Raw genomic sequence first — 24,651 nt, 5'->3', positions numbered from 1 at the left:
GCGGCATTGGAGCAGGGAGTGGACACGCCACCTTGGCGGCGGCCGTCCGACGGACGCACCTTCGGCCGGCAGCAGGTTCCGGCGGAACGTCCCTTCGGGGCCGCACCCGCATCCGGGGTTCCCGCACCGGCGCCCGGCTCCGAGATTCCCCCGTCCGGGTCACCCGAGGCGTGGTCCGCCGAGCGGAGCAGGCTCGCCGACATCCTCGGCAGCCACCGCCGTCCCCCGACGACCCAGGCGCCGAGCAGCGCCCCGCCGTATCCGTACGAGGGCGACCTCGATGACGCCTACCCGCAGCGGCCCGTGGTGCCGGCGCCCCGGCCCGACTGGGTGCCCGAACCGGTTCAGGGCCCGCCCCCGGTCGCACCGGTCTCCGGGGAGCCCGGCCGCTCCCGGCACGCACTGGTCACCGACACCCTGGCGCAGGGCCTGCCGCAGCTGGACGGGCCGATGGGCGAGGCTTCGGCGTACGATCCTCCGGGATTCGGACGCCGGCCGTACGACCCGGTGCCCGAAGCCCCACCGACCTACGCCCCGCCCGTCGCGGGCCCCGGCTTCCCCGGCCCGGCCGCCGGCGAAGCCGAGACCGACGGCGAACCGAGCGGGACACTGCCGCAGCGCGTCCCGGCTCAGCCGGACGTCCCGAGAGTTCCGGAGCCGCCCTCCGTGGAACCGTCGGCCGAAGCGCCAGCTCTGGCCCGCATCGCGACGCACCTGCGCCGCGGTGACGTCGTCCCCGCCCAGGAGCGCCAGGAGGGCTTCGACGTCCAGGACATCCTGGCCGCGGTCCGAGAGGTGCCCGGTGTGCGGGACGCCTCGCTGCGGGCCACCCCGGCCGGCGCGCACAGTCTGCGACTCGACCTCGCCGACGGTGCCGACGCGGCCGAGGTGAGCCGTCAGGTGGCCCGCCTGCTGCAGGAGCGGATGGGCCTGGACGCGGCGATGCCCGGTGACGGGCCGTCCGCTTTCCGGCCGTCCGGCGCCCCGGTCTCGTCGCCTCGTGGCAGCACGCCGCTGCTGCCCAGCCAGCCGACCCGCCCGGCCCGGGCCGCGGTGCCGGTCGCCCCGGTCTCCAGCCCGGTCGCCCCGGCGCCGGTGTCCGCGGCCCCCGCGCCCGCCCCGGTCTCGGTGGCGCCGGTGTCCGCGGTTCCGCAGCCCGTCGCGCCGGCCCCGGCCGAACCCCGGCCGCAGATGGTCAACGCCGGTGCCGCGCTCGTTCCGGCGGACGCCTCCAAGCCACGCCCGCTGGACCCCGGCGACACCCCCGGTCCTCGCGTGATCATCGAGAACGTGCACGTCAACACGTTCGGCGCGGACGCCACGGTGGAGGTCCGCCTACGTGCCGGCGGTCGCAGCGCCTCCGGCGTCGCGACCGGACCGGCCGTCGACGGCTACCTGTTGCGCCTGTGCGCGGCGGCCACCGCCGGAGCCGTCGACGAGCTGCTCTCCACCTCGCAGCACCAGGACGGCCCGGCCCGGTGCTTCGTCGAGCACGCGGCCTCGGTCTCCTTCGGCTCGATGCAGGTCGCCGTGGTCGTGCTGCTGCTCTCGTGCGGCGGTGGCTGGGTCGAGCAGCTGGCAGGCTCCGCGGTGGTGACGGGTGACGACCGGCACGCCATGGTGCGCGCCACACTCTCCGCGGTCAATCGACGGCTTGAGGCACTCTTGGCCTGATGAAGGGCGCGATTCTGGCCGACGACAGTTCGCTGTTGCCGGAGGGTGAGGTTCCGCCACCGTGGCCGGCACGGCAGGTCACGGTCAGCGGTGCGATGTTGCATGTGCGGGACACGCCGGGCCAGAGCCCTGCCGCCGAGCCCGCGGTCTACGTGCACGGTCTCGGCGGCTCCTCGCAGAACTTCACCGATCTGGCCGGCCTGCTCGCCGACCGCCTCGACGGTCAGGCCGTCGACCTGCCCGGTTTCGGGTACAGCGATCCCAGCCCGCGGTATTCGATCGCGGCGTTCGCGGCCACCCTGACCGACTACCTGGATCACGCCGGCCGCGGCCCGGTCCACCTGATCGGCAACTCGCTGGGCGGCTCGATCTCGGTGCGGGTGGCGGCGCTGCGCCCCGACCTTGTCCGGACTCTCACGCTGATCTCGCCGGCCATGCCGTTCCTCGATCCGCGCCGCACCGCGCAGGGCCCGGTCCTGCCGTTGCTCGCGATGCCCGGCGCCGAGCGGCTGATGGCGTGGGCACTGACCCGGATCACCGCCGAGCAGATGGCCGAGCAGGTGCTGGCCGCCTGCTTCGGCGACACCACGAAGGTGCATCCGCAGCGCCGTGCCGAGGCGATGGAGGAGATCCAGCTCCGCTACACGGTCGCCCACTACCCGAAGGCATATCTCGGCACGTTGCGCGGCCTGGTCGGCAGCTTCCTCCGGGCCTACCTGCCCGGTGTCAACTCGCAGTGGCGACTGGCCTCCCGGATCGAGGCGCCCACGCTGGTCATCGGCGGTCTCAACGACCGGCTCGTCGATCCGCGGGTGCCGGCCCAGGTCGCCCGGGTGATCCCGGACAGCCGCCTGCTCATCCTCCCGGGCGTCGGCCACGTCGCCCAGATGGAGGTCCCCCGGCTGGTGGCCCGGGCCGTCGTCGGCCTGCTCGACGAGGTCGGCGCGACATAAGACCCATGAACCCCTCGCCGCACCCCCCGGCCGAGCCGCGATCCCTCTCCTCGGGAGACCGGTGGCGTCAGGCTTGGCTGGTCGTCCTGGCGGCGACCGTGGTGCTGTTCACGGTGGTCGCCGTCGGACGGCCGTTCGAGCCGCAGGCCGGCCCGCCCGGCAACGCGGCCGCCGCGGCCTCGCCGTCGTCGGCCCCGGTGCCGTCCCCGGTCGCCACCACTGCGCTGGCCGCTCCGGCGACCGCTTCGCCCAGCCCCACGCCGACCTCGCCGTTCCCGGCCGAGGGCGTGCTGCGGCTCGACGGAAACTTCCCGGTCAAGGGTTCCGGCGGGTTCGACTTCGCGAACGAGCGCGGCCCGGTCGCCGGCAGCCGGGGCACAATCCGCCGGTTCAAGGTCGCCGTGGAGAAGGGCAGCGGTGAGGACGTCGCCGCGTTCGCCGCGCAGGTCCGGGCCATCCTCTCCGACGAGCGGAGCTGGATCGGCGGCGGGAACGTCCGGATGCAGATGGTGGCCGCCGCCGATCGGGCCGACTTCACCGTCTATCTGGCGACCCGGGAGACCGCGGGCCGGATGTGCGAGATGGGCGGCACCAGCATCCGGATCAACGGGGTGCCGTTCACGTCGTGCCGGGCCGTCGGCAAGGCCATCATCAACCTCGACCGTTGGCGCGGGTCGGCCCGGCCCTACCTGGAGGCCGGAGTCGGGCTCGCCGCCTACCGCCAGTACGTGATCAATCACGAGGTCGGGCACGAGCTCGGGCACCGGCACGAGGGCTGCCCGAAAGCCGGCGGGCCGGCGCCGGTGATGGTGCAGCAGACGCTGACCCTGCGTGGCTGCGTCCCGTTCTCCTGGCCGCGGCACAACGGCCGCGATCTGTCCGGACCACGGCTCTGACCTCCGCTTTCCGCTCATCCGGTACGGAAATGCGAAAGTCCTGTGACACGCGAGGAGTCATGGCAGGCTTGCGCTTGCTATGGCAAACGCGACAAATGGCCCCGTAGACCCGGACGCCGCCACCGACCGGCGCGGCCGAGCCGAGCGCTCCCGCGCCGACGCCGCGCCCGCGGCCCCTACCGGCACCCCCGCGGCCACGTCGCCCCGGCGGCGCACCGTCGCGGCGACCGCCACCACGGGACGGGCCCCGGTGACCGCTCCGGCCGAGCCGGCCCGCCGGGCGACCCGCAAGACGGCCTCCACCGAGGAGCCGGCCCGCAAACCGGCAGGGAAGAAGTCCACACCGGCCGCGGGAAGCGCAGAGCCACCGGCGAAGCCGGCCGCGGTCAAGTCGACGTCCGCGCGGACCTCCACCGGGCGCGCCCCGGCCCGGAAGACCGCCACCGCGCCGATGGAGACGGTTCCGGAGGAGCCCCCGGCCCGGCGGCGGAGCACGGCACGGACCGCGCCGGCCGACGGGACCGTGGCCAGGCGGACGACCGGATCACGTACGCGCCGTCCCGAATCGGATCCGAAACCCTTCGTACCCGCCCTGAGTGAGCCGGAGAACCCCGAACCGCCGCTCCGGGCACTCCCGATGACCCGGGGCATCTTCGAGCTGGCCGCTGAACGTCTGGCCGCCTCGACGCCTCGGACGGTGGATCCAGAACCGGCCGCCCCGGCCGACGGCGACCCGCTGGCCGCACCGGGCTCCTATGTGAACCCGCGTGCCGCCGGAGGACGGCGGTCCCACCGATCCGGTGGTCGTCCGCCCGAGGTGGCACGTCCCGAGCAGGACCACTGGGACGGGCTGTCGGCGGAGAACGGCTGGCTCGGCACACCGGTCGACGAGCCCGTGCCGGCCGTCCCGGAACCGGAGATCGGGCCGCAGGACGAATACCCGCTGACCAGGAACCGGCCCTACATCGGGCTGCCGCCGAGCGTGCGCCTGCCGGCCGAGCTGCCGGACAACCTGTGGCCGCCGAAGTCGATGCTGGAGCGCAACCTCACCGAGAACATCTACGTCCCGGCGCCGGTGCCGCCTCGGGTCGAGGAACCGCCGGCGCCCGCGCACACACCCGAGCCCGAACCCGAGAGGGAGCCGGCTGCGGAGACGGTTCTGCCGGAGTACGAACCGGAGCCCGACTTCCTGCCGGCGGTGCTGACCCACGCGGATCACGACTACGTCCCGGCCCACGCGCGGTCCGCCCGGCCCACCGGTGGTCAGGCACGGCACGCCGTCTCCGAGACGGTCGGCGCCCGGCGCGTCCGGCGACGCAGGCGCGCGGTGCTCGTGGCGTACATCCTCGTGGTGGTCCTGGTTTTGATCGTCGGTCATGAGCTGCGCAACGACGAGCAACCACTCGCTCCGGGGCGGGAGGCCGCGCAACGCGCCGCCGAACCGGCCGAGGTGGGCCCGGCGGCCGGACCGGTGCCGCAGGCACCGCAGACGACGATCGCCGAGCCGCAGAAGACCGGCGCCGCGGACGCGGACGAGCCCGCGGCGAAGGGAAAGACGGGCGAGTTCGGGTACGCGAAGGGCCGCGGCCCCGCGCTCGGCGACGGCGGCCGCCTGTACCGCTTCCGGGTGGCGGTCGAGAAGGTCGTCGAGGACACGTCGCCCGGTGAGTTCGCCGAGGTCATCGACGAGACCCTGGGTGATGAGCGGAGCTGGGTCAACGGCGGGCGGCTGCGGTTGCGCCGGGTGCCGAAGACCGGGGATTTCGACTTCACCGTCTATCTGGCCTCGGCGAAGACGTCGGAGCGCATGTGCGCGAGCGGCGGCCTCGACACCGAGGGCTACACCTCGTGCCGGGTGCCCGGCCAGGTGATCATCAACGCCGATCGCTGGGCCGATGCGGTGCCCGACTACGACGGCGAACTCGAGATGTACCGGCGATACACGATCAACCACGAGGTGGGCCACGAGCTCGGCCACGGGCACGAGGCGTGCCCCGGCAAGGGCGAGAAGGCCCCGGTGATGCAGCAACAGACCTTCGGGCTCAAGGGTTGTACGCCGAACGCGTGGCCCTATCTGGACGGTAAGCGTTACGCCGGTGAGCCGGTGGCGTGAATTATTCCGCGATCCCGCATGTCGGGCCCGTGGCCAACGTCATGGGTGCTCGTGCGCGAATCGAGCGACAATGGGCGGCGTTCCAACACCAACGAAACCACCGAACCCGGGGAGTGAACTGTGGCTCTGCCCCCGCTCGTCGAGCCGGCCGCTGAGCTGAGCGTCGATGAGATCCGCCGCTATTCGCGTCACCTGATCATCCCCGACGTCGGGATGGACGGGCAGAAGCGGCTCAAGAACGCGAAGGTGCTCGCCGTCGGCGCGGGCGGTCTCGGCTCGCCGACCCTGCTCTACCTGGCCGCGGCCGGTGTCGGCACGCTCGGCATCATCGACTTCGACACCGTCGACGAGTCCAACCTCCAGCGTCAGATCATCCACGGCGTCTCGGACGTCGGCACGCCCAAGGCCGAGTCCGCGGCCCGCAGCATCGCCGAGGTCAACCCGCTGGTGAACGTGGTCATCCACAACACCGCACTGGACCGGGACAACGTCAAGGAGATCTTCAGCCAGTACGACCTGATCGTCGACGGCACCGACAACTTCGCGACCCGTTACATGGTCAACGACGCCGCGGTGCTGCTCGGCAAGCCGTACGTCTGGGGCTCGATCTACCGTTTCGACGGCCAGGCCTCGGTCTTCTGGGAGGAGCACGGTCCCTGCTACCGCTGCCTCTACCCGGAGCCCCCGCCGCCCGGCATGGTCCCGAGCTGCGCCGAGGGCGGCGTGCTCGGCGTGCTCTGCGCGTCGATCGGCTCGATCCAGGTCAACGAGGCGATCAAGCTGATCACCGGCATCGGTGAGCCGCTGGTGGGGCGCCTGATGGTCTACGACGCCCTGGAGATGGAGTACCGCAAGATCAAGGTCCGGAAGGACCCGAACTGCGCGCTCTGCGGTGAGAACCCGACGGTCACCGACCTGCTCGAGGACTACGAGGACTTCTGCGGCGCGGTCTCCGACGAGGCGCAGGAGGCGGTGCACGGCTCCACGATCACCGTTCGTGAGCTCAAGGACTGGCAGGACAGCGGCAAGGACATCTTCCTGGCCGATGTCCGCGAGCCGGCCGAGTGGGAGATCAACCGGATCCCGGGCGCGGTGCTGATCCCGAAGGGCGAGATCCTCTCCGGCGAGGCGCTGTCGAAGTTCCCCCAGGACAAGCAGATCGTCCTGCACTGCAAGTCGGGCGTGCGCTCGGCCGAGGCTCTCGCCGCGCTCAAGGCGGCCGGATTCAAGGACGCCGTTCACGTCCAGGGCGGCATTGTGTCGTGGGTCAACACGATCGATCCGTCCCTGCCGTCGTACTGACCCTTTTGATCCAGGGAGTCACCTTCGGGTGACTCCCTGGATGGAACGAACCTGCGGGACGCGCCTCCGGGCGGGTACCGTCGTCACCGTGATCGATATAGACGCCGCGATTGGCTACGTGGTCGCCCATGGTGATCCGGTCGAGCGGGCGCGATTGTCGCACCTCCGGACCGGGCAGCCCGCCCCGTCCGAGGCCGTCGAGCGGATCGCTGCCGGGCAGATGGAAGAGGGTGGTTGGTCCGCGTCCGCCGAGGGCGCCATCCCCTCGATCGACGCCACCTGCTTCCGGCTCGCCGAGCTCGACGGCATCGGTGAGCTGAACAGCCCGGTGGCCGTCCAGGCCCTGCAGTGGCTGGCGAGCGCGCAGCGTGGCGACGGCACCTGGCAGGAGCACGAGTCGCTGGCCGGTGAGGCCCCGGCCTGGGCGCTTCCCGGCGATCCCGAGGCAACCCTCTACCAGACCTCGGTCGCGGGTTTCTGGCTCACCGCGGCGGCCGTCGCGATCGACCCGTACCAGACCCGGACCCCGTGGAGCGAGGTGCTGCGGTCCGCGGCGGGCTGGGTGGTCACCCAGATCCGTCCGGACGGGACCTGGCCGTCGTTCCTGGCCGCCGGTTGGCATGCCGCCGGTCTGCTGCACCAGCAGCAGTTCTTCTACGAGTCGGCCCGGGTGCAGCAGGTTCTCGGCGACCGCCTGCCGGACATGTCGCCGGCCGATGTGGCGTCGATGGCGGCGGCACTGCGGCGGGTCAACCTCGGTGACGACTGGCTGCTGCGCAGCGCTTGGAAGCGGCTCGGCGAGACCCAGCGCGTCGACGGCGGCTGGGACAGCAACGAGGGCCCGCTGTTCGACGTCAACACGACGCTGACGGCTCTACGCGCCTTCCGCTGACCCCTGCCAGCTCCCTTGCGCTCCGGATGTCGCTGGTCTCGCCATTCCAGCCGCCGACAGCCGGCAGCGACCCGGTCCCCGGAGTCGTGCCGCCCGATGCGACCAGCCACCTCCACCCGCGTGGTGACTTGCGGCTCGCGGGTGGGCGTAGGTCACCACGGTGCCTGCCGAGCGCTCCCGTGTGGTGATTTGCGGCTTGCGGGTGGGCGTAGGTCACCACGGTGCCTGCCGAGCGCTCCCGTGTGGTGACTTGCGGCTCGCCGGTGGGCGTAGGTCACCACGGTGCCTGCCGAGCGCTCCCGTGTGGTGATTTGCGGCTTGTGGGTGGGCGTAGGTCACCACGCTGCGGGCGGCCGGGCGCCACGTGGTGATTTGCGGCTTGCGGGTGGGCGTAGGTCACCACGCCATCGAGGGGGTGTGGCGTGGAGCAGACCGCAAATCACCACGCGGTTAGGCGGGGTGATCAGCAAGGGCGCGTAGTGGAGAAAAGAACGGTGAGAGTCACGGCGACAGCCGGAAACTCACAACACCTCCAGCGGCTAGCGGGTGTGGCCGTTACCGGTGACGACGTACTTGGTAGAGGTCAGCTCGGGCAGGCCCATCGGACCGCGCGCGTGCAGTTTCTGCGTGCTGATGCCGATCTCCGCACCGAAACCGAACTCGCCACCGTCGGTGAACCGGGTCGACGCGTTCACCATCACGGCGGCGGCGTCCACCCCGGCCACGAACCGCCGGGTCGCGGTCGTCGACTCGCTGACGATGGCCTCGGTGTGACCGGTGCCCCACTGACGGATGTGGTCGAGGGCGTCCTCCAGGGAGTCGACGACGGCCACCGCGATGTCGGGGGACAGGTACTCCGTACCCCAATCCTCGTCGGTAGCCGCGACCACCGCATCGCCGTAACTCGCCACGCGGGCGTCGCCGTGCACCGTGACGCCGCGTTCCTGCAGCTCCGGAAGCACGAGGGGCAGGAACGTGTCCGCGATTTCGGCGTGCACCAACAGGGACTCGGCCGTGTTGCAGGTGGAGAAGCGCTGCGTCTTCGAGTTGACCGTGACGGCCAGCGCCTTCTCCAGGTCGGCCGCGGCGTCCACGTAGACGTGGCAGTTGCCGACCCCGGTCTCGATCACCGGCACGGTGGACTGCTCGACCACCGTCTTGATCAGCGAGGCGCCGCCGCGCGGGATCAGCACGTCGACCAGGCCGCGGGCGCGCATCAGCTCCTTGACCGAGTCGCGGGTGGTGGCGTCGAGCAGCTGGATCGTGTTGGCCGGCAGGCCCGCGTCGGCGACCGCCTTGCGCAGCACCGAGACGATCGCGGCGTTCGACGAGAACGCCGACCCGGAACCGCGCAGCAGGGCCGCGTTGCCGCTCTTGAGGCAGATGCCGGCGGCGTCGACGGTGACGTTGGGCCGGCCCTCGTAGATCATGCCGACCACACCGAACGGCACCCGGACCTGCCGCAGCTCCAGGCCGTTGGCCAGGGTGGAGCCGCGCACCACGTCACCGATCGGGTCGGGCAGGGCGGCGAGCTGGCGCAGGCCGTCGGACATGGCGGCGACCCGCTCCGGCGTCAGGGTCAGCCGGTCGATCATGGCCTCGGACGTGCCGTTCTCCCGGGCGTTGGCGACGTCGACACCGTTCGCGTGGACGATGTCGTCCGTCCGCTCGACGAGACGGTCGGCCATCAGCAGCAGGGCCGCGTCCTTCTCGGCCCGCGTCGCCGAGGCCAGGTCGAACGAGGCGACCCGGGCGGCGGCCGCCTGCTCCAGCACACTCATGACGAAACCTCTCTAGAGGAGCACCAGGTCGTCACGGTGGACGACCTCACGTTCATATCCCGGCCCGAGTGCCGCGGCCAACTCCGGGGTGGACCGCCCGAGCAGCGCCGGCAGTTCGACCGCGTCGTAGTTGACCAGGCCGCGCGCGACGGGCGTACCTGATCCGGCTTCGACCAGATCCACCGGATCGCCGGCGGCGAAGGAACCGTCGACCGCCGTGATGCCGGCCGGCAGCAGTGACTTGCGCCGGGCCACCACGGCCGCGACCGCGCCCTCGTCGAGATGCAGGCGGCCGCGCGGGGAGGTGGCGTGGGCAAGCCAGAAGAGCCGCGCCGCGGGCCGGGATCCGGCTGCCTCGAAGAGCGTGCCGACCTCCTCGCCGGCGAGCGCCGCACCGGCCAGCGGGGCCGCGGTCAGCACGACCGGAATGCCGAACCCGGTCGCTATCCGGGCCGCCTCGACCTTGGTGACCATGCCGCCGGTGCCGAGGCCCGCCTTGCCGGTCTTGCCGATCTCGACAGCGGAGAGGTCGGTGTCCTCGCGGACCAGCGGGATCTTCACCGACGCGGGGTCGGACGGATTGCCGGTGTAGAGGGCATCCACATCGGAGAGCAGCACGAGCAGATCGGCGTCGGCGAGCGCGGCCACGAGCGCGGCCAGCCGGTCGTTGTCGCCGAACCGGATCTCCTCGGTGGCGACCGTGTCGTTCTCGTTGACGATCGGCAGCGCGCCCAGGTCGAGGAGTTTGCGCAGCGTGCGGTATGCGTTGCGGTAGTGGGCCCGCCGGGTGACGTCGTCGACGGTGAGCAGTACCTGGCCGACCGTCAGCCCGTGGCGGGCGAAGCCGGCCGCATACCGCCCGATCAGCAGGCCCTGGCCGACCGAGGCGGCGGCCTGCTGGGTGGCCAGGTCGCGTGGCCGGCGGCGCAACTGGAGCGGTGCGAGTCCGGCGGCGATCGCGCCGCTGGACACCAGAACGACCTCACGCCCGCCGGTCGCCAGCGCGCCCAGCACATCGACCAGGGCGTCGACCCGTTGCTCGTCGATGCCGCCCGCCGCGGTCGTCAGCGAGGACGATCCCACCTTGACCACGATCCGGCGCGCACCGGTCACCACTTCCCGCACCTGGCCCATTGTGCTCGGCAGGCCGGTGTCGATCCTTGCCACATCCCATATCGTGGCGGGTTGTGACACCGCAGGAGTACGTCGAAGAGGTCCTGACCCTGGTGGAGAGCATCCCGGCGGGGCGTGTGATGTCGTACGGCTCGATTGCCGACGCCCTGGCCGACCGGTCCGGCCGCAACTCGCCCCGGCAGGTCGGCCGGATCATGTCCCTGCACGGCGGCGGCGTCCCCTGGCACCGGGTGTGCAGCGGCGGCGGACGGCTCCCACCCGGTCACGAGGCCCGGGCCAAGGCGTTGCTGCTGGCCGAGGGCGTGCCGATGCGCGGTGACCGGGTGCTGATGGCCGAGGCTGGCTGGATGCCTACCCGGTGAGCCCGGCGTGCGCGGCCGCGGCCCGCAGCTGATAGTCGAAGAAACCTCTCCGATCCTCCTCGACCGACTTGTTGAGCTGCCCGAACAGTTCCGCACTGATGGCGCCGCAGATCTGGAAGAACGCGGCGATCGTGTCGGCCACCAGCCGGGCCGGCAGGTCGGGGAGGATCGAGGCGGCGATCGGGGCGAGCTCTTCGATGAACCTCCCGGTGATCGGTTCGCGATAGACCAGGACCCCCGAGGTGTACGCCTCCGTCAGTGTCGCCCCCAGCAGCAGCATCACTCGCGTGGCCGGGACGATGGTGTCCTCCGGAGCCTGGTACCCCGGCACCGGACTGCCGTAGATGAGCGCCCACTCGTGCGGGCTGGCCAGCGCCCAGTCCCGTGCCGCGTGCCCCGCGGCCAGCCACTTCTCCAGAGGCGTCGACTGCTCGGCGGAGGCCCGCTCGGCGGCCTCCCCGACCGCGTCGTACGCGTCGATGATCAGCGCCGTGAGCAGCTCGTCGCGGCTGGCGAAGTACCGGTAGACCGCAGACGACGCCATCCCGAGGTCACGGGCGACGGCCCGTAGCGAGAGGTTCGCCCCATCAGTGGCCAGGTGCCGTTTCGCCACCGTCTTGATCTCTTCGGTCATCTCGGCCCGCACGCGGGCTCGCAGGTTAGCGGCGCTCATGCGGACCAGTGTGCCATAAAGAGAGCAGTGCTCTTGCTTTCTCGCGAGCGTCTATGCGATCGTTGTTCTCAACGGAGAGCGGTGCTCTCGAATGCGAGCAAGGAGAACGTCATGCACCTGGTCATCGGTTCCGGCCCGATCGGCTCCACCGTCGCCAACCTGCTCGCCGAGCGCGGCGAGCGGGTCCGGATCGTCACACGCAGCGGCAGTGGCCCCGAGCATCCGCTGATCGAACGGGTCACCGGCGACGCCGCCGACGCCCGGCGCCTCACGGAACTCGCCCAGGGCGCCGAGGTCGTCTACAACTGCGCGAACCCGAGGTACACCGAGTGGACCGAGAAGTGGTTCCCGATGAACAACGCGATGATCGCCGCCGCCAAGTCGGCCGGCGCGGTCTACGCCATCACCGGCAACCTGTACGGGTACGGCCCCCAGCCCGGCGGCCTGATGACCGAGAGCACCCCGCTCGCCGCGACCGGCCGCAAGGGCCGCGTCCGCATCCGGATGTGGGAGGACGCCCTGGCCAGTGGCGTGCGCACGATCGAGGCCCGAGCCTCCGACTACCTGGGCGCCGGAGCCGTCGGCGTCTTCTCCAGCGTGCTGCTGCCCGCTCTGGAGAAGGGCCGCACCGCCTGGGGACCCGCTGACATCGACGCCCCGCACACCTTCACCTACACCGGCGACATGGCCCGCACCCTGGTCGAGCTGGCCCGTGACGAGCGCGCCTGGGGCCATGCCTGGCACGTGCCGTCACCGGCGCCGATCTCGATCCGCGAGCTGGCCGACCGCTACTGCGACCTGACCGGCCAGCCTCACCTCAAGGTCCGCAGCATGCCCCGGTTCGTGATGCGCGCGGCCGGTGTGGTGGTGCCGATGGCCCGTGAGATGGCCGAGATGGATTACCAGTTCTACGCCCCGTTCGTCCTCGACTCGTCGCTGACCGAGCGCACCTTCGGCCTCACCGCCACTGACCTGGAGGTGCCGCTGCGCGAGACCGCTGCCTCCGCCGCGGCGACCGCCGCCCGCACCATGTGACCCGGTTTCACAGCAGCAGTCCCACGCCGCCGCGCCGTGGGTCGCCGGCCGCACCGGCCCGGCCCACGGCGGTGACCCCACCGAAGTAGTGCGTGATCTCCGGCCATTCGACGATCTGCCACCCGGCGGCCGCGAGCTCGGCCAACTCGGCGGGCGGATACCCGGGCTCGGCGTGCACGGTGTCCTCCACCACGTGGAAGCGCGGCCGGGCGATCGCCTCCGGCACACTCAGCCCGTCGACAATCACCCCGAGCAGCGTGTCGACCAGCGCGGTCCGGATCCGGGAGGCGCCGGCCGACCCCGCCGCGACGGCCAGGCCACCGTCCGGGGCGGTCACCACGAGCGGGCACATGTAGGACGACATCCGCTGCCCCGGCACCAGGTCGTCGGTGAGCAGCTCACCCTCGCCGAGCATCGAGTTCAGGTTGATGCCGAGCCCCGGCAGCCACACCCCCGACCCCAGCCCGAGCGTCGTGGTGATCACGCAAGCGTTGCCCTCGCTGTCCACCACCGAGACATTGGTGGTGTCCCCGAGCCGCTGCTGACCCCGGTTGAGCAGCGCCGAGGCCACCCCGGGAGCGCGCACCGGCCGGGCCAGCTCGGTGGGCAGCCCGCCGATCGTGTCGACTGTCCGGTTCAGATCGTGCCGGGCGTGCACCCGATAACCGGCCAGGGGCGCCTGATCCACCGGAACCGACTCGACCCGATACGAGCGCAGGTCCACCGGCCCGATCGTCCCGCCGGCCGCCCGTACCGTGTCGACCAGCAGCTTCCCGTACGCACCCGTGTAGAAGACCGACGGGCCCTCCTCGGCCAGCGTGTCCATCGCGGCGGCCAGCCCCGGGTGGTAGAGCAGCTCGTCGCCCTGCAGCAACCGCCCGCCAGGCTGGTACGGGCCGGCGCCGTCACCGTAGGCGAGTGCCGGCGCACACGACTCCAGCGTGCGGGCGTGCGCCACCGGCAGCAGCACCCCGGTCCGGGCCAGGCCGGCAGCCGGTGCCACCACCTGCGGCCAGGGCAGTCTTCCCCACCGGCGATGCACCTCCCCGAGCCCGGCCGGCACCCCGGGCACCGCCACACTTGCCCCGCCGATTGAGTAGACCTGTGGCAGGCCACCGAAGAACACGTCCACCGACACCATGGGTGCCGGTTTCCGATCACCGTCGAGCCCCGGCACCGCGACGAAGAAGTCGAGACAGGTGACCTCTCGGGTACCGGCGTCGAAATAGGTGGCGAAGCCGCCACCACCGAGCCCGGTGTACACGGTCTCGGCGACGCAGCAGGCGAGTACGGCGCCCACCGCCGCGTCGGCCGCGGTGCCTCCGGCCTGCAGAATTCGTAGCCCGGTGCGAGCCGTCGCCGGATGACTGGCGGCGACGCCGGCCGCAACGCTTTTCATGCGGCCGAGCGTAGGCGGAGCAGCCCGATCATGGTTACGATGCGCGTCGATGACGACCAGTGGTCCCCTTCCCGTGGTAACCCCGACGAGTGTTCTCCCGCGCGGCGTTTTGGCTGGATATGCGCTTGGCTCGTTGGTCACCGGAGCTTTCGGCACGGTGCCCGGTTTGCTGCTTCTGCCTTATCTGACCGACACGCTGGGTGTAGCCGCCGGAGTGGCCGGTTTGCTAGTTCTCCTACCGAAGGCATGGGACGTTCTGGTCAATCCGGTGGCCGGCCGGATCTCCGACCGCCGCGGTTCACGACGGCCGTTCCTGTTGGTCGCCGGGCTGTTCCTCGGCGTGCTCTTCGCGGCGATCTTCGCGGCCCCCTTCCCGAGCGGTGCGGCCTCCGGTGCGTACGTAGCGGTCGCCTTCCTCGCCGCCGCCACCGCGTTCGCGTTCTTCCAGGTGCCCTACGTCGCGATGCCCGCCGAACTCACCGACGGCTACGCCGAACGCACACGGCTGATGACCTGGCGGGTCGCCGTCCTCGCCCTGGCCATCCTGGTCTCCGGTGCCCTGGCGCCGCTGGTCGTCGAGCTCACCGGCGGTGGTCGCGAAGGACACCGGTGGTCCGGCGCCTTCGTCGGCGCACTCATCGTCGTGGGCACCCTCGCCACCTTCTTCGGTACGCGCAAAGCACACTCCCGTGTTGCCGGTGAATCCGAGCCGTCCCTCCGAGCGCAACTGCGCGTGGCCGGCGGCAACGCGCCGTTCAAGGCCCTGCTCATCTGCTGGGTCGTGCAGGCCGCCGGCATCGGCACCATGCTGGCCGGCGTCAAATACTTCGCCGACCACGTCCTGGTCCAGAAGTCCGGCGCGACCTTCCTGTTCGCCGCGTTCGTCGGCCCGGCCCTGCTGGTGATGCCGCTGTGGACGGCCGTCGGCCGGCGCCAGGGAAAGCTCTTCTCCCTGATCGCCGCCTCGCTGCTGTTCACGGCCGGCGCCCTGGCACTGCTCACCGCCCCGGTGTTGCCGGCGGTGGCGGTGTACCTGATCGTCGCCCTGGTCGGTGCCGGTTACGCCGGTCAGCAGGTGTTCGCCATGGCGATGCTGCCGGACTGCATCGCACACGACACCGAACGCACCGGCCGCCGCCAGGCCGGCGTCTTCACCGGCCTGTGGACCGCGGGGGAGACCCTCGGCCTGGCACTCGGCCCCGGTATCTACGCATTGCTCCTCCAGGTCTTCGGCTATGTCTCGTCGGCCACCGGCGAGTCGGCCGTGCAGAGTGACACCGCACGACTCGGGGTGTTGCTCGGTTTCACGGTCGTCCCGGCTCTGCTGGTCGGAGCGGCCGTGCTGGCGCTGCGACGTTACGACGACCGGCCGCCCGCCGCCGGTGGCCCTGTGGATAACTCGCCGCTGTGGACAACCGGGAACCCGGCCCCGGAGAAGGGGTAGCGTCCCCCGCATGATCGATGCGCTGCCGGAGAAAGGCGTCCCGGGCGAGCAGATCCTCGCCGAGCTGCGTGAGCTGCGGGCGGGTGACCTGCCGACCCACGGTGGGCGCCTTTTCGCCTACGTCTACGACCCCGCCCTCGACGGTCTCGACGACCTGGCTCGCGCCGCCCACGCGCTCTCCGCCCACGTCAACGGCCTCGACCCGACGGCCTTCCCGTCCCTGCTGGCGATGGAGAACGCTCTGGTCGGCGCGGCCGCCAAACTGCTCGGCGGCGGTCCGGAGACGGTCGGCAGCGTCACCAGCGGCGGCACCGAGTCCCTGATCCTGGCCGTCAAGGCGGCCCGTGACGCCCATCCGGCGATCCGCTCGCCACGGCTGGTCGTGCCGGCCACCGCGCACGCGGCGTTCGCGAAAGCGGCGCACTACCTGCGGGTCGAGCTGGACACCGTGCCCGTCCACGGTCTGACGGCCGATGCGGAGGCGATGGCCGCGGCGATCACGCCGGACACCGTGCTGATCGCGGCGTCCGCCCCGAGTTATGCGCACGGTGTCGTCGACCCGATCCCCGAGATCGCCGTGATCGCCGCCGAGCACGGCATCCGGTTCCACGTCGACGCCTGCTTCGGCGGCTGGATCCTGCCCTACCTGCGACGCCTCGGCGCCGACCTGCCCGGCTTCGACCTCTCCGTGCCCGGCGTCACCAGCATCTCGGTCGACCTGCACAAATACGCGTATGCGCCGAAGGGCGTCTCGATCCTGCTGCACGCCTCCGAGGAACTGCGCCGCCCGCAGTATTTCGCCTACGCCGGCTGGCCCGGCTACACCATGATCAACCCGGTGATCTCGTCGACCCGCTCGGGCGGCCCGATCGCCGCCGCCTACGCCACGTTGCGTTCCATCGGCGACACCGGCTACCTCGAGCTGGCCCGCAAGACCCGCGAGTCGGTCGCGGTGCTGGCCGCCGCGGTCGAGGCGACCGACGGGGTGCGGCTCTACGCCCCTGCCGGCACGAGCGTGGTCTGCCTGGCCTCCGACACCGCCGACACCGACACCGACACCGACGACGGCGCCGACGCTGGCGGTGCCGACGCTGACGGTGCCGACGCTGACGGTGCCGACACTGGCGGTGCCGACACTGGCGCCGACCTCTTCGTCCTGGCCGACGAGCTGGCCGCCCGCGGCTGGCACACCCAGCCGCAGATGGCGTTCGGTGACATGCCACCCACCATCCACCTCACGGTGACCGCCGCCGTTCACGCGACCGCCCCCGACTTCGCCGCCGACCTGGCCGACGCGGTCGCGGCGGCGAAGGCCCGAGGGCCGGTCGAGGTACCCCCGCTGCCACCCCTGACGCCCGAGATGATCACCCCGGAGCTGATCGCCTCCCTGGCCGAGGGTCTGGGCTTGGCCGGTGGCGACTTCACTCAGATGGCCACCGTCAACTCGATCCTGAACGCCGCCCCACCGGCCCTGCGCGAGGCCCTCCTGGCCGGCTTCCTGAGCTTCCTCCAGCGGCCGGCCGCGCCCTTCGCGTGACACCCGTGCCCGCGCCGGCGGTGCCTGGAACGCTCTGCGATCAGATGACTCTGCAATCAGATGACGTTGTGAAGGAATGATTGCGTCATATGATTGTTCCTATGCTGTATCCGACCCCCGAACCGACCGCCGTCGACTACGAGGTCCTCGGCCGCGTCGATGAGATGCGTGAGGCCCTCCGTCATCAGGTGCAGGCCAACCCGGCGAAGTGGGTCCTCGGCCTTCGGAAGTTCCTGACCGCGGACGCGGTGGCCGCCTCGAACTCCATCGAGGGGTTCCGCGTGTCCACCGTTGACGTCCAGGACCTGATGGCGGGGGAGAAGGACGTCGACGTCTCCGACGAGAACCGGGAGGAGACCCTCGCCTATCAGCGGATGATGACCTACGTGCAGACGTTGCACGACGCCCCCGATTTCGAATACAGCAAGGGCCTGCTCAACGCACTGCACTGGATGCTCCAGGGTCATCGACACACCCGGAACAAGGTCGCCGGCCAATGGCGACGTGGCCCGGTCTACGTCACCGATGCCGGGAGTCAGAGGATCGTCGCTTACACAGCTCCTGAGGCCACTGAGCTCCCGGCGCTGATGGACGACCTGGTGGATTGGCTGAATGCCGACTACACGGACCACCCGTTGATCCGTGCTGCGATGGCGCACCTGCACCTGGTGTCCATCCACCCGTGGCCAGACGGCAACGGCCGCATGTCGCGGTCACTGCAGACCCTGATGATCGCCCGGGAAGGTGTGCTTGCTCCCGAATTCTCGTCGATCGAGGCATGGCTCGGCCGGTCATTGAATACCTGGAGTTACTACCAGGAGCTCAAGCGCCGCGGTCCCACCTACCGGCCGGATCAGGACGTATCGAGCTGGATCCGGTTCAATCTGACCGCCTATCACCAGCAGGCACAGGCGGTGCAGGCCGAGGCGACGCGATCAGCCGAGGTGTGGGAGTTACTCCTCTCGTTCGTGGCCGCCAAAGGGCTGGATGAACGGATGGTCTCCGCCCTTCATGACGTGGCGGTGCATGAGCGGGTGCGAAGGGTCCGCTATGAGCAGGCCGAGGGCTTGAGCCTGCAGCAGGCCCAACGAGACCTGCGCGACCTAGTCGCTGCCGGGCTTCTGGAGTCGGTCGGCCGGACTCGGGCCCGCTACTACATCGAGGGGCCGAACTTCCCGGAGCGGATCCTGGAGGTGGCCCGCAAGCCGGTGACTCTGACCGAGCCGTACCCGGATGCGTTAGGTTGACCGGATGGCCAGTCTGCCAGGTGTGCTCGGGGAACCCATCCGGTTCGTGCTGAACTGGGGGCGCCGCTATTCCCTCTGGGTGTTCAACTTCGGACTGGCGTGCTGTGCCATCGAGTTCATCGCGTCCAGCATGGCCCGTCACGACTTCATGCGTCTCGGGGTCATCCCGTTCGCGCACGGGCCACGCCAGGCCGACCTCATGGTCGTCTCCGGCACGGTCACCGACAAGATGGCTCCGGCGATCAAACGGCTGTACGACCAGATGCCCGAACCGAAGTATGTGATCTCGTTCGGCTCCTGCTCGAACTGCGGCGGCCCCTACTGGGATTCATATTCGGTCACCAAGGGCGTCGACCAAATCATCCCGGTCGACGTCTACGTGCCGGGCTGCCCTCCCCGCCCGGAGGCGCTGCTGCACGGCATCCTGCGGCTGCAGGAGAAGATCGCCGCCGAGCAGTCCGGCCTCGGCGGCGTGAACCGGCCCGACCCGCTGACACTGACCGCTCCACTGGTCAAGCCGCCTGCGACATAAGCGTCAGGCCGCCTGCGACATAAGCGTCAGGCCGCCCGTGACATAAGCGTCAGGCCGCCTGCGCCGTAAGCGTCAAGCCGCCTACGGCGTAAGGATCTCCCGGGCACCCTGGCGGAGCAGGGACGCCGCCACCGAGGTGCCGAGGACGACGGGGTCGGACGCCCACTCATGCGCGTCCAGCACCGTCTTGCCGTCCAGACTGATCACCCGGGCACGCAGGCTGATCCGCCCGTCGGGTTCGGTGCGCGCGTAACCGCCGATCGGCGAATGGCAGCTGCCCTGCAGGATGTGCAGCATCGTGCGCTCCGCCTCGGTCTCCCGTCCGGCGCGGTGGTCGGCGAGCGCTTCGGCGACCTCGAGAGCCGGCTCGTCGTCCTGCCGGCACTGCAGCACCAGCGTCCCGGAGCCGACCGCCGGCACGAACGCGTCCACGCCGATCGGGTGGGTGATCCGCTCCGGCATCCCGATCCGGTGCAGGCCGGAGACGGCGAGCAGCAGCACGTCGTACTCTCCGGCGTCGAGTTTGGCCAGGCGGGAGTTGGCATTCCCACGGATCGGCACGGCGGTCAGGTGCGGATGGTGCAGGGCGAGCTGGGCCTTCCGGCGTACGGCCGACGTGCCCACCTTCGTGCCGGCCGGCAGGTCCTCGATCCGCCGCCCCGCCGGGTCCACCAGGCAGTCGCGGACGTCGTCGCGGGTCAGGTAGGCGGCGAACACGGTCCCGGCCGGGGCCGGCCGGTCGCCGGGCACGTCCTTGACGCAGTGCACGGCCAGGTCGGCCCGGCCGTCGAGCAGCGCCTGGTCCACCTCCTTGGTGAACGCGCCCTTGCCGCCGAGCTCGGACAGCGAGCCCTGCCAGCGGTCTCCGCTGGTGGTCAGGGGCACGACCTCGACGGTCACCTCTGGCCGGCGCTCGGTGAGCATCCGGCGGACCCGTTCGACCTGGGCCAACGCCATGGGGGAGGAGCGGGTGCCGATACGCAGCAAGCGTGAAGCCGACATAGCGGAAAGGGTAACCGCAGACATGCTCAGGCTGAGTACCGTGACCGGCATGAGGGCTGACTTCATCATCGAGGTACTGACCCGCGAGTTCGGCGAGCTGATGGCGCTCGACCCGGCCGCGTTCCGCCGCAAGTTCCGGAAGATGGCGGCGTCGCCGTTCGCCTTCTACCGGGGCAGTGCCTCGCTCTTCTACGCCGATCTGAGCGGCGACTACCGCGACGAGGACTTCCTAGACGAGCGGACCAGCCGGGTCTGGATCCACGGTGACCTGCATGCCGAGAACTTCGGCACCTACATGAACTCGTCGGGGCATCTGGTCTTCAACGTCAACGACTTCGACGAGGCGTACGTCGGCCCGTACAGCTGGGATCTGAAAAGGTTCTCGGCGAGTGTGGCGCTGATCGGCTACTCGAAGGCGTTGTCCGACGATGTGATCACCTCGCTGGTGACCGAGTTCGCGCAGTCGTATCTGACCGAGTTGCGGGCGATCGCACACGGCGGCGACGACGCGATCGGGTCGATCACCCTGGAGAACGCCACGGGTGTACTGCGCCGGGTGCTGCAGGAGGCGCGGCTCAACACCCGGGTCGACCTGCTCAGCCAGCAGACCACGATCGACGACTACGAGCGCCGGTTCTCACTCGGCGACGGTGTCTACGACGTCGACGCCGACACCCACGCGCAGGTACGCGAGGCGTTCGACCGTTACCTCGGCACGCTGCCGCAGGCGTCCCGGCCGATCTCGCTGCACATCAAGGACATCAAGTTGCGCAAGGGCGTCGGCATCGGTTCGGCCGGTCTGCCGTCGTACAACCTGTTGCTCGAGGGCCACACCGAGGCCCTGGAGAACGACGTCGTCATCTACATGAAGCAGGCGCAGGTCCCGGCCGTGGCGCGGTGGATCGACGACGAGCGGGTCCGCGGCTACTTCAAGCACCAGGGCCACCGGACCGCCGAGTCGCAGCGGGCGCTCCAGGCGCACGCCGACCCGTGGCTGGGATTCACCGAGCTGAACGGGGTGGGGCAGCTGGTGGCGGAGGTGTCGCCGTACGCCGAGGATCTCGACTGGTCCGACGTGAACGAGCGGGAGGAGCTGTCCGGGGTGGTCGCCGACCTGGGCCGTGCGGTGGCCCGGATGCATTCGGTCGCCGATGACGAGTCCAGCCACGACCTGGTCGACTTCTCCACCGAGGAGGCGATCGTCGCGGTCGTCGACAAGGACGAGGCCGGGTTCGTCCAGCACCTGGTCGAGTTCGCACACAAGTACGGTGCCCAGGCCCGCGAGGACCACCAGGACTTCGTCGACGTCTTCCGCAACGGCCGCCTCCCCGGCCTGTGAGGGCTAACCGTCCTTGACGAGGGCCCACGCCACCAGAGCGTCCGCCGGGGTGCTCGACTCGTAACCGATGGCGATCGTCGCCGTCCGGTCGAGCAGCCCCAGCGGTGTCTCCATCTGCGTACCGCCCGGCCACGCGCAGGGCACCTCGACGTTCTTGACGATCTTCCCGGCCTGGCGCACCACGAAGAGGGCGGTGCCGGTCCCGGCGCACCTGGCCACGAGGCTGTACTGGCCTGTGGCCATCCGCGGCGACATGTTGAACTGCGGTTTCGAGCGCCGGACCCGCTGGGTCGAGGCACTCTTCACGTCACGTCCGCTGATGACGAGTCTGCGGTCGGCGTTGAAGATCTCTAGGTAGGTGAGGTCGCCGCGGATCGGCACGCCGGTGTTGCTCGTGATCCGGTAGGCGAACCCGGACTTAGCGTTGTCGACCGCATTCGTGGCGACGTTGGCCAGCCGGAACCGGTAGTACGCGTACGGCGCGGTCATGGCGAACGTGGTGCTCACCGGGATGGGGTCGGCCGAGCACGTCACCCACATCTTGCGCACCAGCCGCCACTCGGTCGCCCGGGTCGTCTGGCCGTCGACGGTCAGCTCGAACCGTCCAGGCCCGGCGCAGGCCGCCTGCAGGGTCAGGTCACCCAGGAAGTTGCCGTGTTCCTCGCGGTAACCGGCCTGGACCGGCAGGGCGACGTCGACCGCGGGGTTCTCGCCGGTGAGCTTGCCCTGGGCGATCTTGGCGAGGCCCTCCGGGCCGGTGGCCACGGGGGCGCTGGCCGGAGGGGGAGACGCGGAGATCACCGGCGGAGGATCGGGCTGCCGATGAAGTACCGCCACACCGCCCGCGATGACCAGGACCGAGGCGGCCGCCGAGAGCACGGCCGTAGTGGTCCGGCGTCGTCGCACGGTCCGGCGGGCGGCCGCGGGGCCCGGCGGGCGGATCGTCGGCACCGCCTCCTCGCGCAGCTCTTCGAAGAGGTCTTTCAACTGGTCCGTGGTCACGACGCACCCCCGTGCAGCTGTACGGCGAGCGCGGCCCGCCCGCGATGAAGGTGGGACCGGACGGTCACCTCGGCGACGCGTTCCCGCCGGGCGATCTCGGCGACCGGCAGATCGGCCAGGTAGTGCAGCACGATGGCCCGGCGCTGGGCCGGTGGCAGCGTGCCGAGCGCGGCGATCAGGGCGACCCGCTCCGGGCTGGGCCCTTCGATGCTCGGTTCGGCGGGCCGCTGCTTGCGAAGGAAGTTCATGGCGGTACGGGCCCGGCGCCACCGGCTCACGGCCAGGTTCCAGGCGACCCGGCGGATCCAGGCGACCGGATCGTCGTACCGGGCGATGGTGTTCCACCGGACCAGGGCGCGGCAGAACGCCTCCTGGGCGACGTCCTGAGCTTCCTGACGATCGCCGAAGTAGGCGTACAACTGCACGGCGAGGTCCGTGTAGCTCGCGGCGTACACCTCGTCGAAGGTGGGTGGAGCGGCATCGTCCGTGATGGGCGTCTCCGGTGTGGCTATGGCGGTCACGAGCACTACACGCGGCTGCCCGGCGGAACGTTGCACCGCGGCCGTAAACCATAGGATGGCCTGCATGACGCCCGAAGAGGTCGGTGAACGCCTGGTCCACCTGATGGCGACCGACGATCCGGAGAAGGGCACCGTGACCGCCGAGGTTTCCGGCGGCGGTCCCGGCCACGCCCGTGCCGTGGTCGACGTGCCGGTCGCCCGCTGGTGGTTCGCCGCCGAGGCGGCCCGCGACGCCGGTGCTCTGGGCTGCGACTTCTTCGACTGGCTCTCCGCGGTGGACGAGCTGGACGGCGGGTTCTCGGTGATCGCCCACCTCTGGTCGACCCGCCGCCGGCACGGTGTCCTGCTGCGGACCCGGGTGTCGCGCGAGGAGCCCGAGGTGGAGTCGCTGGTGGACCTCTATCCCGGTGCGGCGTGGCACGAGCGAGAGACGTTCGAGATGTTCGGCATCACGTTCGCCCGCCACCCCGATCTGCGCCCGTTGCTGCTGCCACCCGAGTTCGAGGGGCATCCGCTGCGCAAGGACTTCGTGCTGGCCGCCCGCGTGGCGAAACCGTGGCCGGGGGCCAAAGAACCAGGCGAATCAGAGGGGGGTACGTCCAAACGCGCCCCCATCCGCCCGCCCGGCGTCCCCGACCCGAACGAGTGGGGCCCGCTCAAGGGTCAGGTGGCCCCACCGGAGACCCCGGCCCGTCCCGCGCGGGGTGAGCGCCCGGTGCGTCCGCCGCGTCAGCCCCGGACCGAGGAGGAGACCTCCTGATGCCGCTCTGGCTTGACCTCCTCATCCGGGTCGCCGCGGTGATGGCGGCCTTCCTGGTGCTGCCGCTCGTCATCGGCCAGGCCGAGCACAAGGTGATGGCGCACATGCAGGGCCGGGTCGGTCCGATGTACGCCGGCGCCTTCCACGGCTGGGCGCAGCTCGTCGCCGACGGCGTGAAGTTCGTCCAGAAGGAGGACGTGACGCCGCGCGACGCTGACCGGACGGTCTTCCGGCTGGCCCCGATGGTCGCGCTGTTCCCCTATCTCGTGGTCATCCTGACCATCCCGCTCGGCCCCGGCCTGGTCGCACAGAGCCTGGACATCGGCCTGTTCCTGGTCCTGGCCGTCCTCGGCATCGGCGTGATCGCGGTCCTGATGTCGGCTTGGGCGTCGGCCAACAAGTACAGCCTGCTCGGCGGTGTCCGCGGTGCCGCCCAGCTGCTCGGTTACGAGTTGCCCCTGGTCCTGGCTGCGGCGAGCGTCGCCATGGCGGCCGGCACGCTGAGCCTGCCCGGCATCGTCGAGGCGTGGCAGCCGTGGTGGCTGATCTGGCAGGCGCCCGCCGCGCTGGTCTTCTTCATCGCGGGCCTGGCCGAGATCCGCCGCCCGCCGTTCGACATGCCGATCGCCGACTCCGAGCTGGTCTTCGGCTACATGACCGAGTACACCGGCCTGAGGTTCGCGTTCTTCCTGCTCGCCGAATACGTCGGCATCGTCGTGATCGCGGCCCTGACCACGGTCCTGTTCCTGGGCGGCTGGCACGGCCCGATGGAGGATCAGCTCGGCTGGCTGTGGACGCTGCTGAAGATCGGCGCCCTGTCCTTCGTGATCATCTGGCTGCGAGTGACGTACCCCCGCATGCGCGAGGACCAGCTCCAGCGCCTCTGCTGGTTGATCCTGGTCCCCGTCTCCCTGGCCCAGCTGGTCCTGACCGTCGCCGTGAAATCCCTGCTTTAGAGGTGGCGTGGGCGCAGACGCGCAAGCGGGATGTCGATCCCCCACGGCTCGTCGAGTTTCACCGAACCGGAGAACTCGCTGGGGGTGAGGTCGCGCC

Annotated in this window: 22 protein-coding genes; 15 read left to right on the top strand and 7 right to left on the bottom strand. The window is 70.8% G+C overall.

The window, feature by feature from the left end:
* Positions 1-18: 18 nt before the first annotated feature.
* The 6 genes from CLV67_RS03490 to CLV67_RS03465 all read left to right on the top strand — a co-directional run bounded on the left by CLV67_RS03490 (position 19) and on the right by CLV67_RS03465 (position 7,830).
* A complete protein-coding gene (locus CLV67_RS03490) occupies positions 19-1,674 on the top strand; it encodes a Daple (protein WP_170153734.1) in 1,656 nt (551 codons plus the stop codon).
* Positions 1,674-2,627 (top strand): alpha/beta fold hydrolase, encoded by a 954-nt coding sequence (locus CLV67_RS03485; RefSeq protein WP_106315611.1) that lies wholly within the window; start codon positions 1,674-1,676, stop codon positions 2,625-2,627. Before CLV67_RS03490 ends, CLV67_RS03485 begins: the two co-directional genes overlap by 1 nt.
* Positions 2,628-2,632: 5 nt before the next feature.
* The gene (locus CLV67_RS03480; RefSeq protein WP_106315610.1) at positions 2,633-3,523 is read left to right on the top strand and encodes a DUF3152 domain-containing protein; all 891 of its coding nucleotides are present in this window, start codon (positions 2,633-2,635) and stop codon (positions 3,521-3,523) included.
* 79 nt (positions 3,524-3,602) lie between these two features.
* Positions 3,603-5,636: a DUF3152 domain-containing protein gene (locus CLV67_RS53110; RefSeq protein ID WP_239166644.1), complete on the top strand. Its 2,034-nt coding sequence runs from the start codon at positions 3,603-3,605 to the stop codon at positions 5,634-5,636.
* Between the two features lie 120 nt (positions 5,637-5,756).
* The gene (gene moeZ / locus CLV67_RS03470) at positions 5,757-6,938 is read left to right on the top strand and encodes an adenylyltransferase/sulfurtransferase MoeZ (RefSeq protein WP_106315609.1); all 1,182 of its coding nucleotides are present in this window, start codon (positions 5,757-5,759) and stop codon (positions 6,936-6,938) included.
* A gap of 88 nt (positions 6,939-7,026) precedes the next feature.
* Positions 7,027-7,830, top strand: a complete 804-nt coding sequence (locus CLV67_RS03465; RefSeq protein WP_106315758.1) for a prenyltransferase/squalene oxidase repeat-containing protein — start codon at positions 7,027-7,029, stop codon at positions 7,828-7,830.
* A 539-nt stretch (positions 7,831-8,369) separates the two neighbouring features.
* Here CLV67_RS03465 and CLV67_RS03460 read toward each other — a convergent pair.
* Positions 8,370-9,611: a glutamate-5-semialdehyde dehydrogenase gene (locus tag CLV67_RS03460; RefSeq protein ID WP_106315608.1), complete on the bottom strand. Its 1,242-nt coding sequence runs from the start codon at positions 9,609-9,611 to the stop codon at positions 8,370-8,372.
* A gap of 12 nt (positions 9,612-9,623) precedes the next feature.
* Complete coding sequence (gene proB, locus CLV67_RS03455) at positions 9,624-10,736, bottom strand: glutamate 5-kinase (RefSeq protein WP_203737437.1); 1,113 nt, start codon at positions 10,734-10,736, stop codon at positions 9,624-9,626.
* 62 nt (positions 10,737-10,798) lie between these two features.
* On the opposite strand from proB, the gene CLV67_RS03450 reads away from it, so the two are divergent.
* A complete protein-coding gene (locus CLV67_RS03450) occupies positions 10,799-11,107 on the top strand; it encodes an MGMT family protein (RefSeq protein WP_106315606.1) in 309 nt (102 codons plus the stop codon).
* Here the strand turns inward: CLV67_RS03450 and CLV67_RS03445 are convergent.
* The gene (locus CLV67_RS03445; RefSeq protein ID WP_106315605.1) at positions 11,097-11,780 is read right to left on the bottom strand and encodes a TetR/AcrR family transcriptional regulator; all 684 of its coding nucleotides are present in this window, start codon (positions 11,778-11,780) and stop codon (positions 11,097-11,099) included. The genes CLV67_RS03450 and CLV67_RS03445 overlap by 11 nt on opposite strands.
* Positions 11,781-11,891: 111 nt before the next feature.
* Here CLV67_RS03445 and CLV67_RS03440 point away from each other — a divergent pair, with 111 nt between their 5' ends.
* The gene (locus CLV67_RS03440; RefSeq protein ID WP_106315757.1) at positions 11,892-12,815 is read left to right on the top strand and encodes an NAD-dependent epimerase/dehydratase family protein; all 924 of its coding nucleotides are present in this window, start codon (positions 11,892-11,894) and stop codon (positions 12,813-12,815) included.
* Between the two features lie 7 nt (positions 12,816-12,822).
* Here the strand turns inward: CLV67_RS03440 and CLV67_RS03435 are convergent, their stop codons facing one another.
* Entirely contained in the window at positions 12,823-14,214 is a 1,392-nt protein-coding gene (locus CLV67_RS03435; RefSeq protein WP_106315604.1) for a gamma-glutamyltransferase, read from the bottom strand.
* A gap of 49 nt (positions 14,215-14,263) precedes the next feature.
* On the opposite strand from CLV67_RS03435, the gene CLV67_RS03430 reads away from it, so the two are divergent.
* From CLV67_RS03430 to CLV67_RS03415, 4 genes are all read left to right on the top strand, one after another.
* Complete coding sequence (locus tag CLV67_RS03430) at positions 14,264-15,658, top strand: MFS transporter (RefSeq protein ID WP_106315603.1); 1,395 nt, start codon at positions 14,264-14,266, stop codon at positions 15,656-15,658.
* Between the two features lie 10 nt (positions 15,659-15,668).
* On the top strand, positions 15,669-17,195 hold the full coding sequence (locus tag CLV67_RS03425) for a pyridoxal phosphate-dependent decarboxylase family protein (RefSeq protein ID WP_106315602.1): 1,527 nt from the start codon (positions 15,669-15,671) through the stop codon (positions 17,193-17,195).
* Positions 17,196-17,296: 101 nt separating this feature from the next.
* The gene (locus CLV67_RS03420; RefSeq protein ID WP_106315601.1) at positions 17,297-18,442 is read left to right on the top strand and encodes a Fic family protein; all 1,146 of its coding nucleotides are present in this window, start codon (positions 17,297-17,299) and stop codon (positions 18,440-18,442) included.
* Positions 18,443-18,446: 4 nt separating this feature from the next.
* On the top strand, positions 18,447-18,974 hold the full coding sequence (locus tag CLV67_RS03415) for an NADH-quinone oxidoreductase subunit B (RefSeq protein ID WP_106315600.1): 528 nt from the start codon (positions 18,447-18,449) through the stop codon (positions 18,972-18,974).
* An 81-nt stretch (positions 18,975-19,055) separates the two neighbouring features.
* On the opposite strand, the gene hemC is transcribed toward CLV67_RS03415, so the two are convergent.
* Positions 19,056-19,976 carry a hydroxymethylbilane synthase gene (hemC, locus tag CLV67_RS03410; protein WP_106315599.1) on the bottom strand — a complete coding sequence of 307 codons (921 nt, stop codon included), beginning with the start codon at positions 19,974-19,976 and terminating at the stop codon, positions 19,056-19,058.
* A 49-nt stretch (positions 19,977-20,025) separates the two neighbouring features.
* Between hemC and CLV67_RS03405 the strand changes: the two genes are divergently transcribed.
* A complete protein-coding gene (locus tag CLV67_RS03405; RefSeq protein ID WP_106315756.1) occupies positions 20,026-21,315 on the top strand; it encodes a DUF2252 domain-containing protein in 1,290 nt (429 codons plus the stop codon).
* A gap of 3 nt (positions 21,316-21,318) precedes the next feature.
* Here CLV67_RS03405 and CLV67_RS03400 read toward each other — a convergent pair whose 3' ends face one another.
* Together CLV67_RS03400 and CLV67_RS03395 are read right to left on the bottom strand one after the other, a co-directional pair.
* A complete protein-coding gene (locus CLV67_RS03400; protein WP_106315598.1) occupies positions 21,319-22,317 on the bottom strand; it encodes a hypothetical protein in 999 nt (332 codons plus the stop codon).
* A complete protein-coding gene (locus CLV67_RS03395; protein WP_239166643.1) occupies positions 22,314-22,844 on the bottom strand; it encodes an RNA polymerase sigma factor in 531 nt (176 codons plus the stop codon). The genes CLV67_RS03400 and CLV67_RS03395 overlap by 4 nt, the downstream gene beginning before the upstream one ends.
* Positions 22,845-22,902: 58 nt before the next feature.
* On the opposite strand from CLV67_RS03395, the gene CLV67_RS03390 reads away from it, so the two are divergent.
* Complete coding sequence (locus tag CLV67_RS03390) at positions 22,903-23,598, top strand: NADH-quinone oxidoreductase subunit C (protein WP_106315596.1); 696 nt, start codon at positions 22,903-22,905, stop codon at positions 23,596-23,598.
* Positions 23,598-24,554, top strand: coding sequence for an NADH-quinone oxidoreductase subunit NuoH (gene nuoH, locus CLV67_RS03385; protein WP_106315595.1), 957 nt, complete (start codon positions 23,598-23,600; stop codon positions 24,552-24,554). Before CLV67_RS03390 ends, nuoH begins: the two co-directional genes overlap by 1 nt.
* Positions 24,555-24,651: the final 97 nt, after the last annotated feature.

The organism is Actinoplanes italicus, from assembly GCF_003001815.1.
Classification (GTDB): Bacteria; Actinomycetota; Actinomycetes; order Mycobacteriales; family Micromonosporaceae; genus Actinoplanes; species Actinoplanes italicus.
The sequence above is the reverse complement of the archived record's forward strand: the minus strand, read 5'-3'. Positions and strand labels throughout refer to the sequence as shown.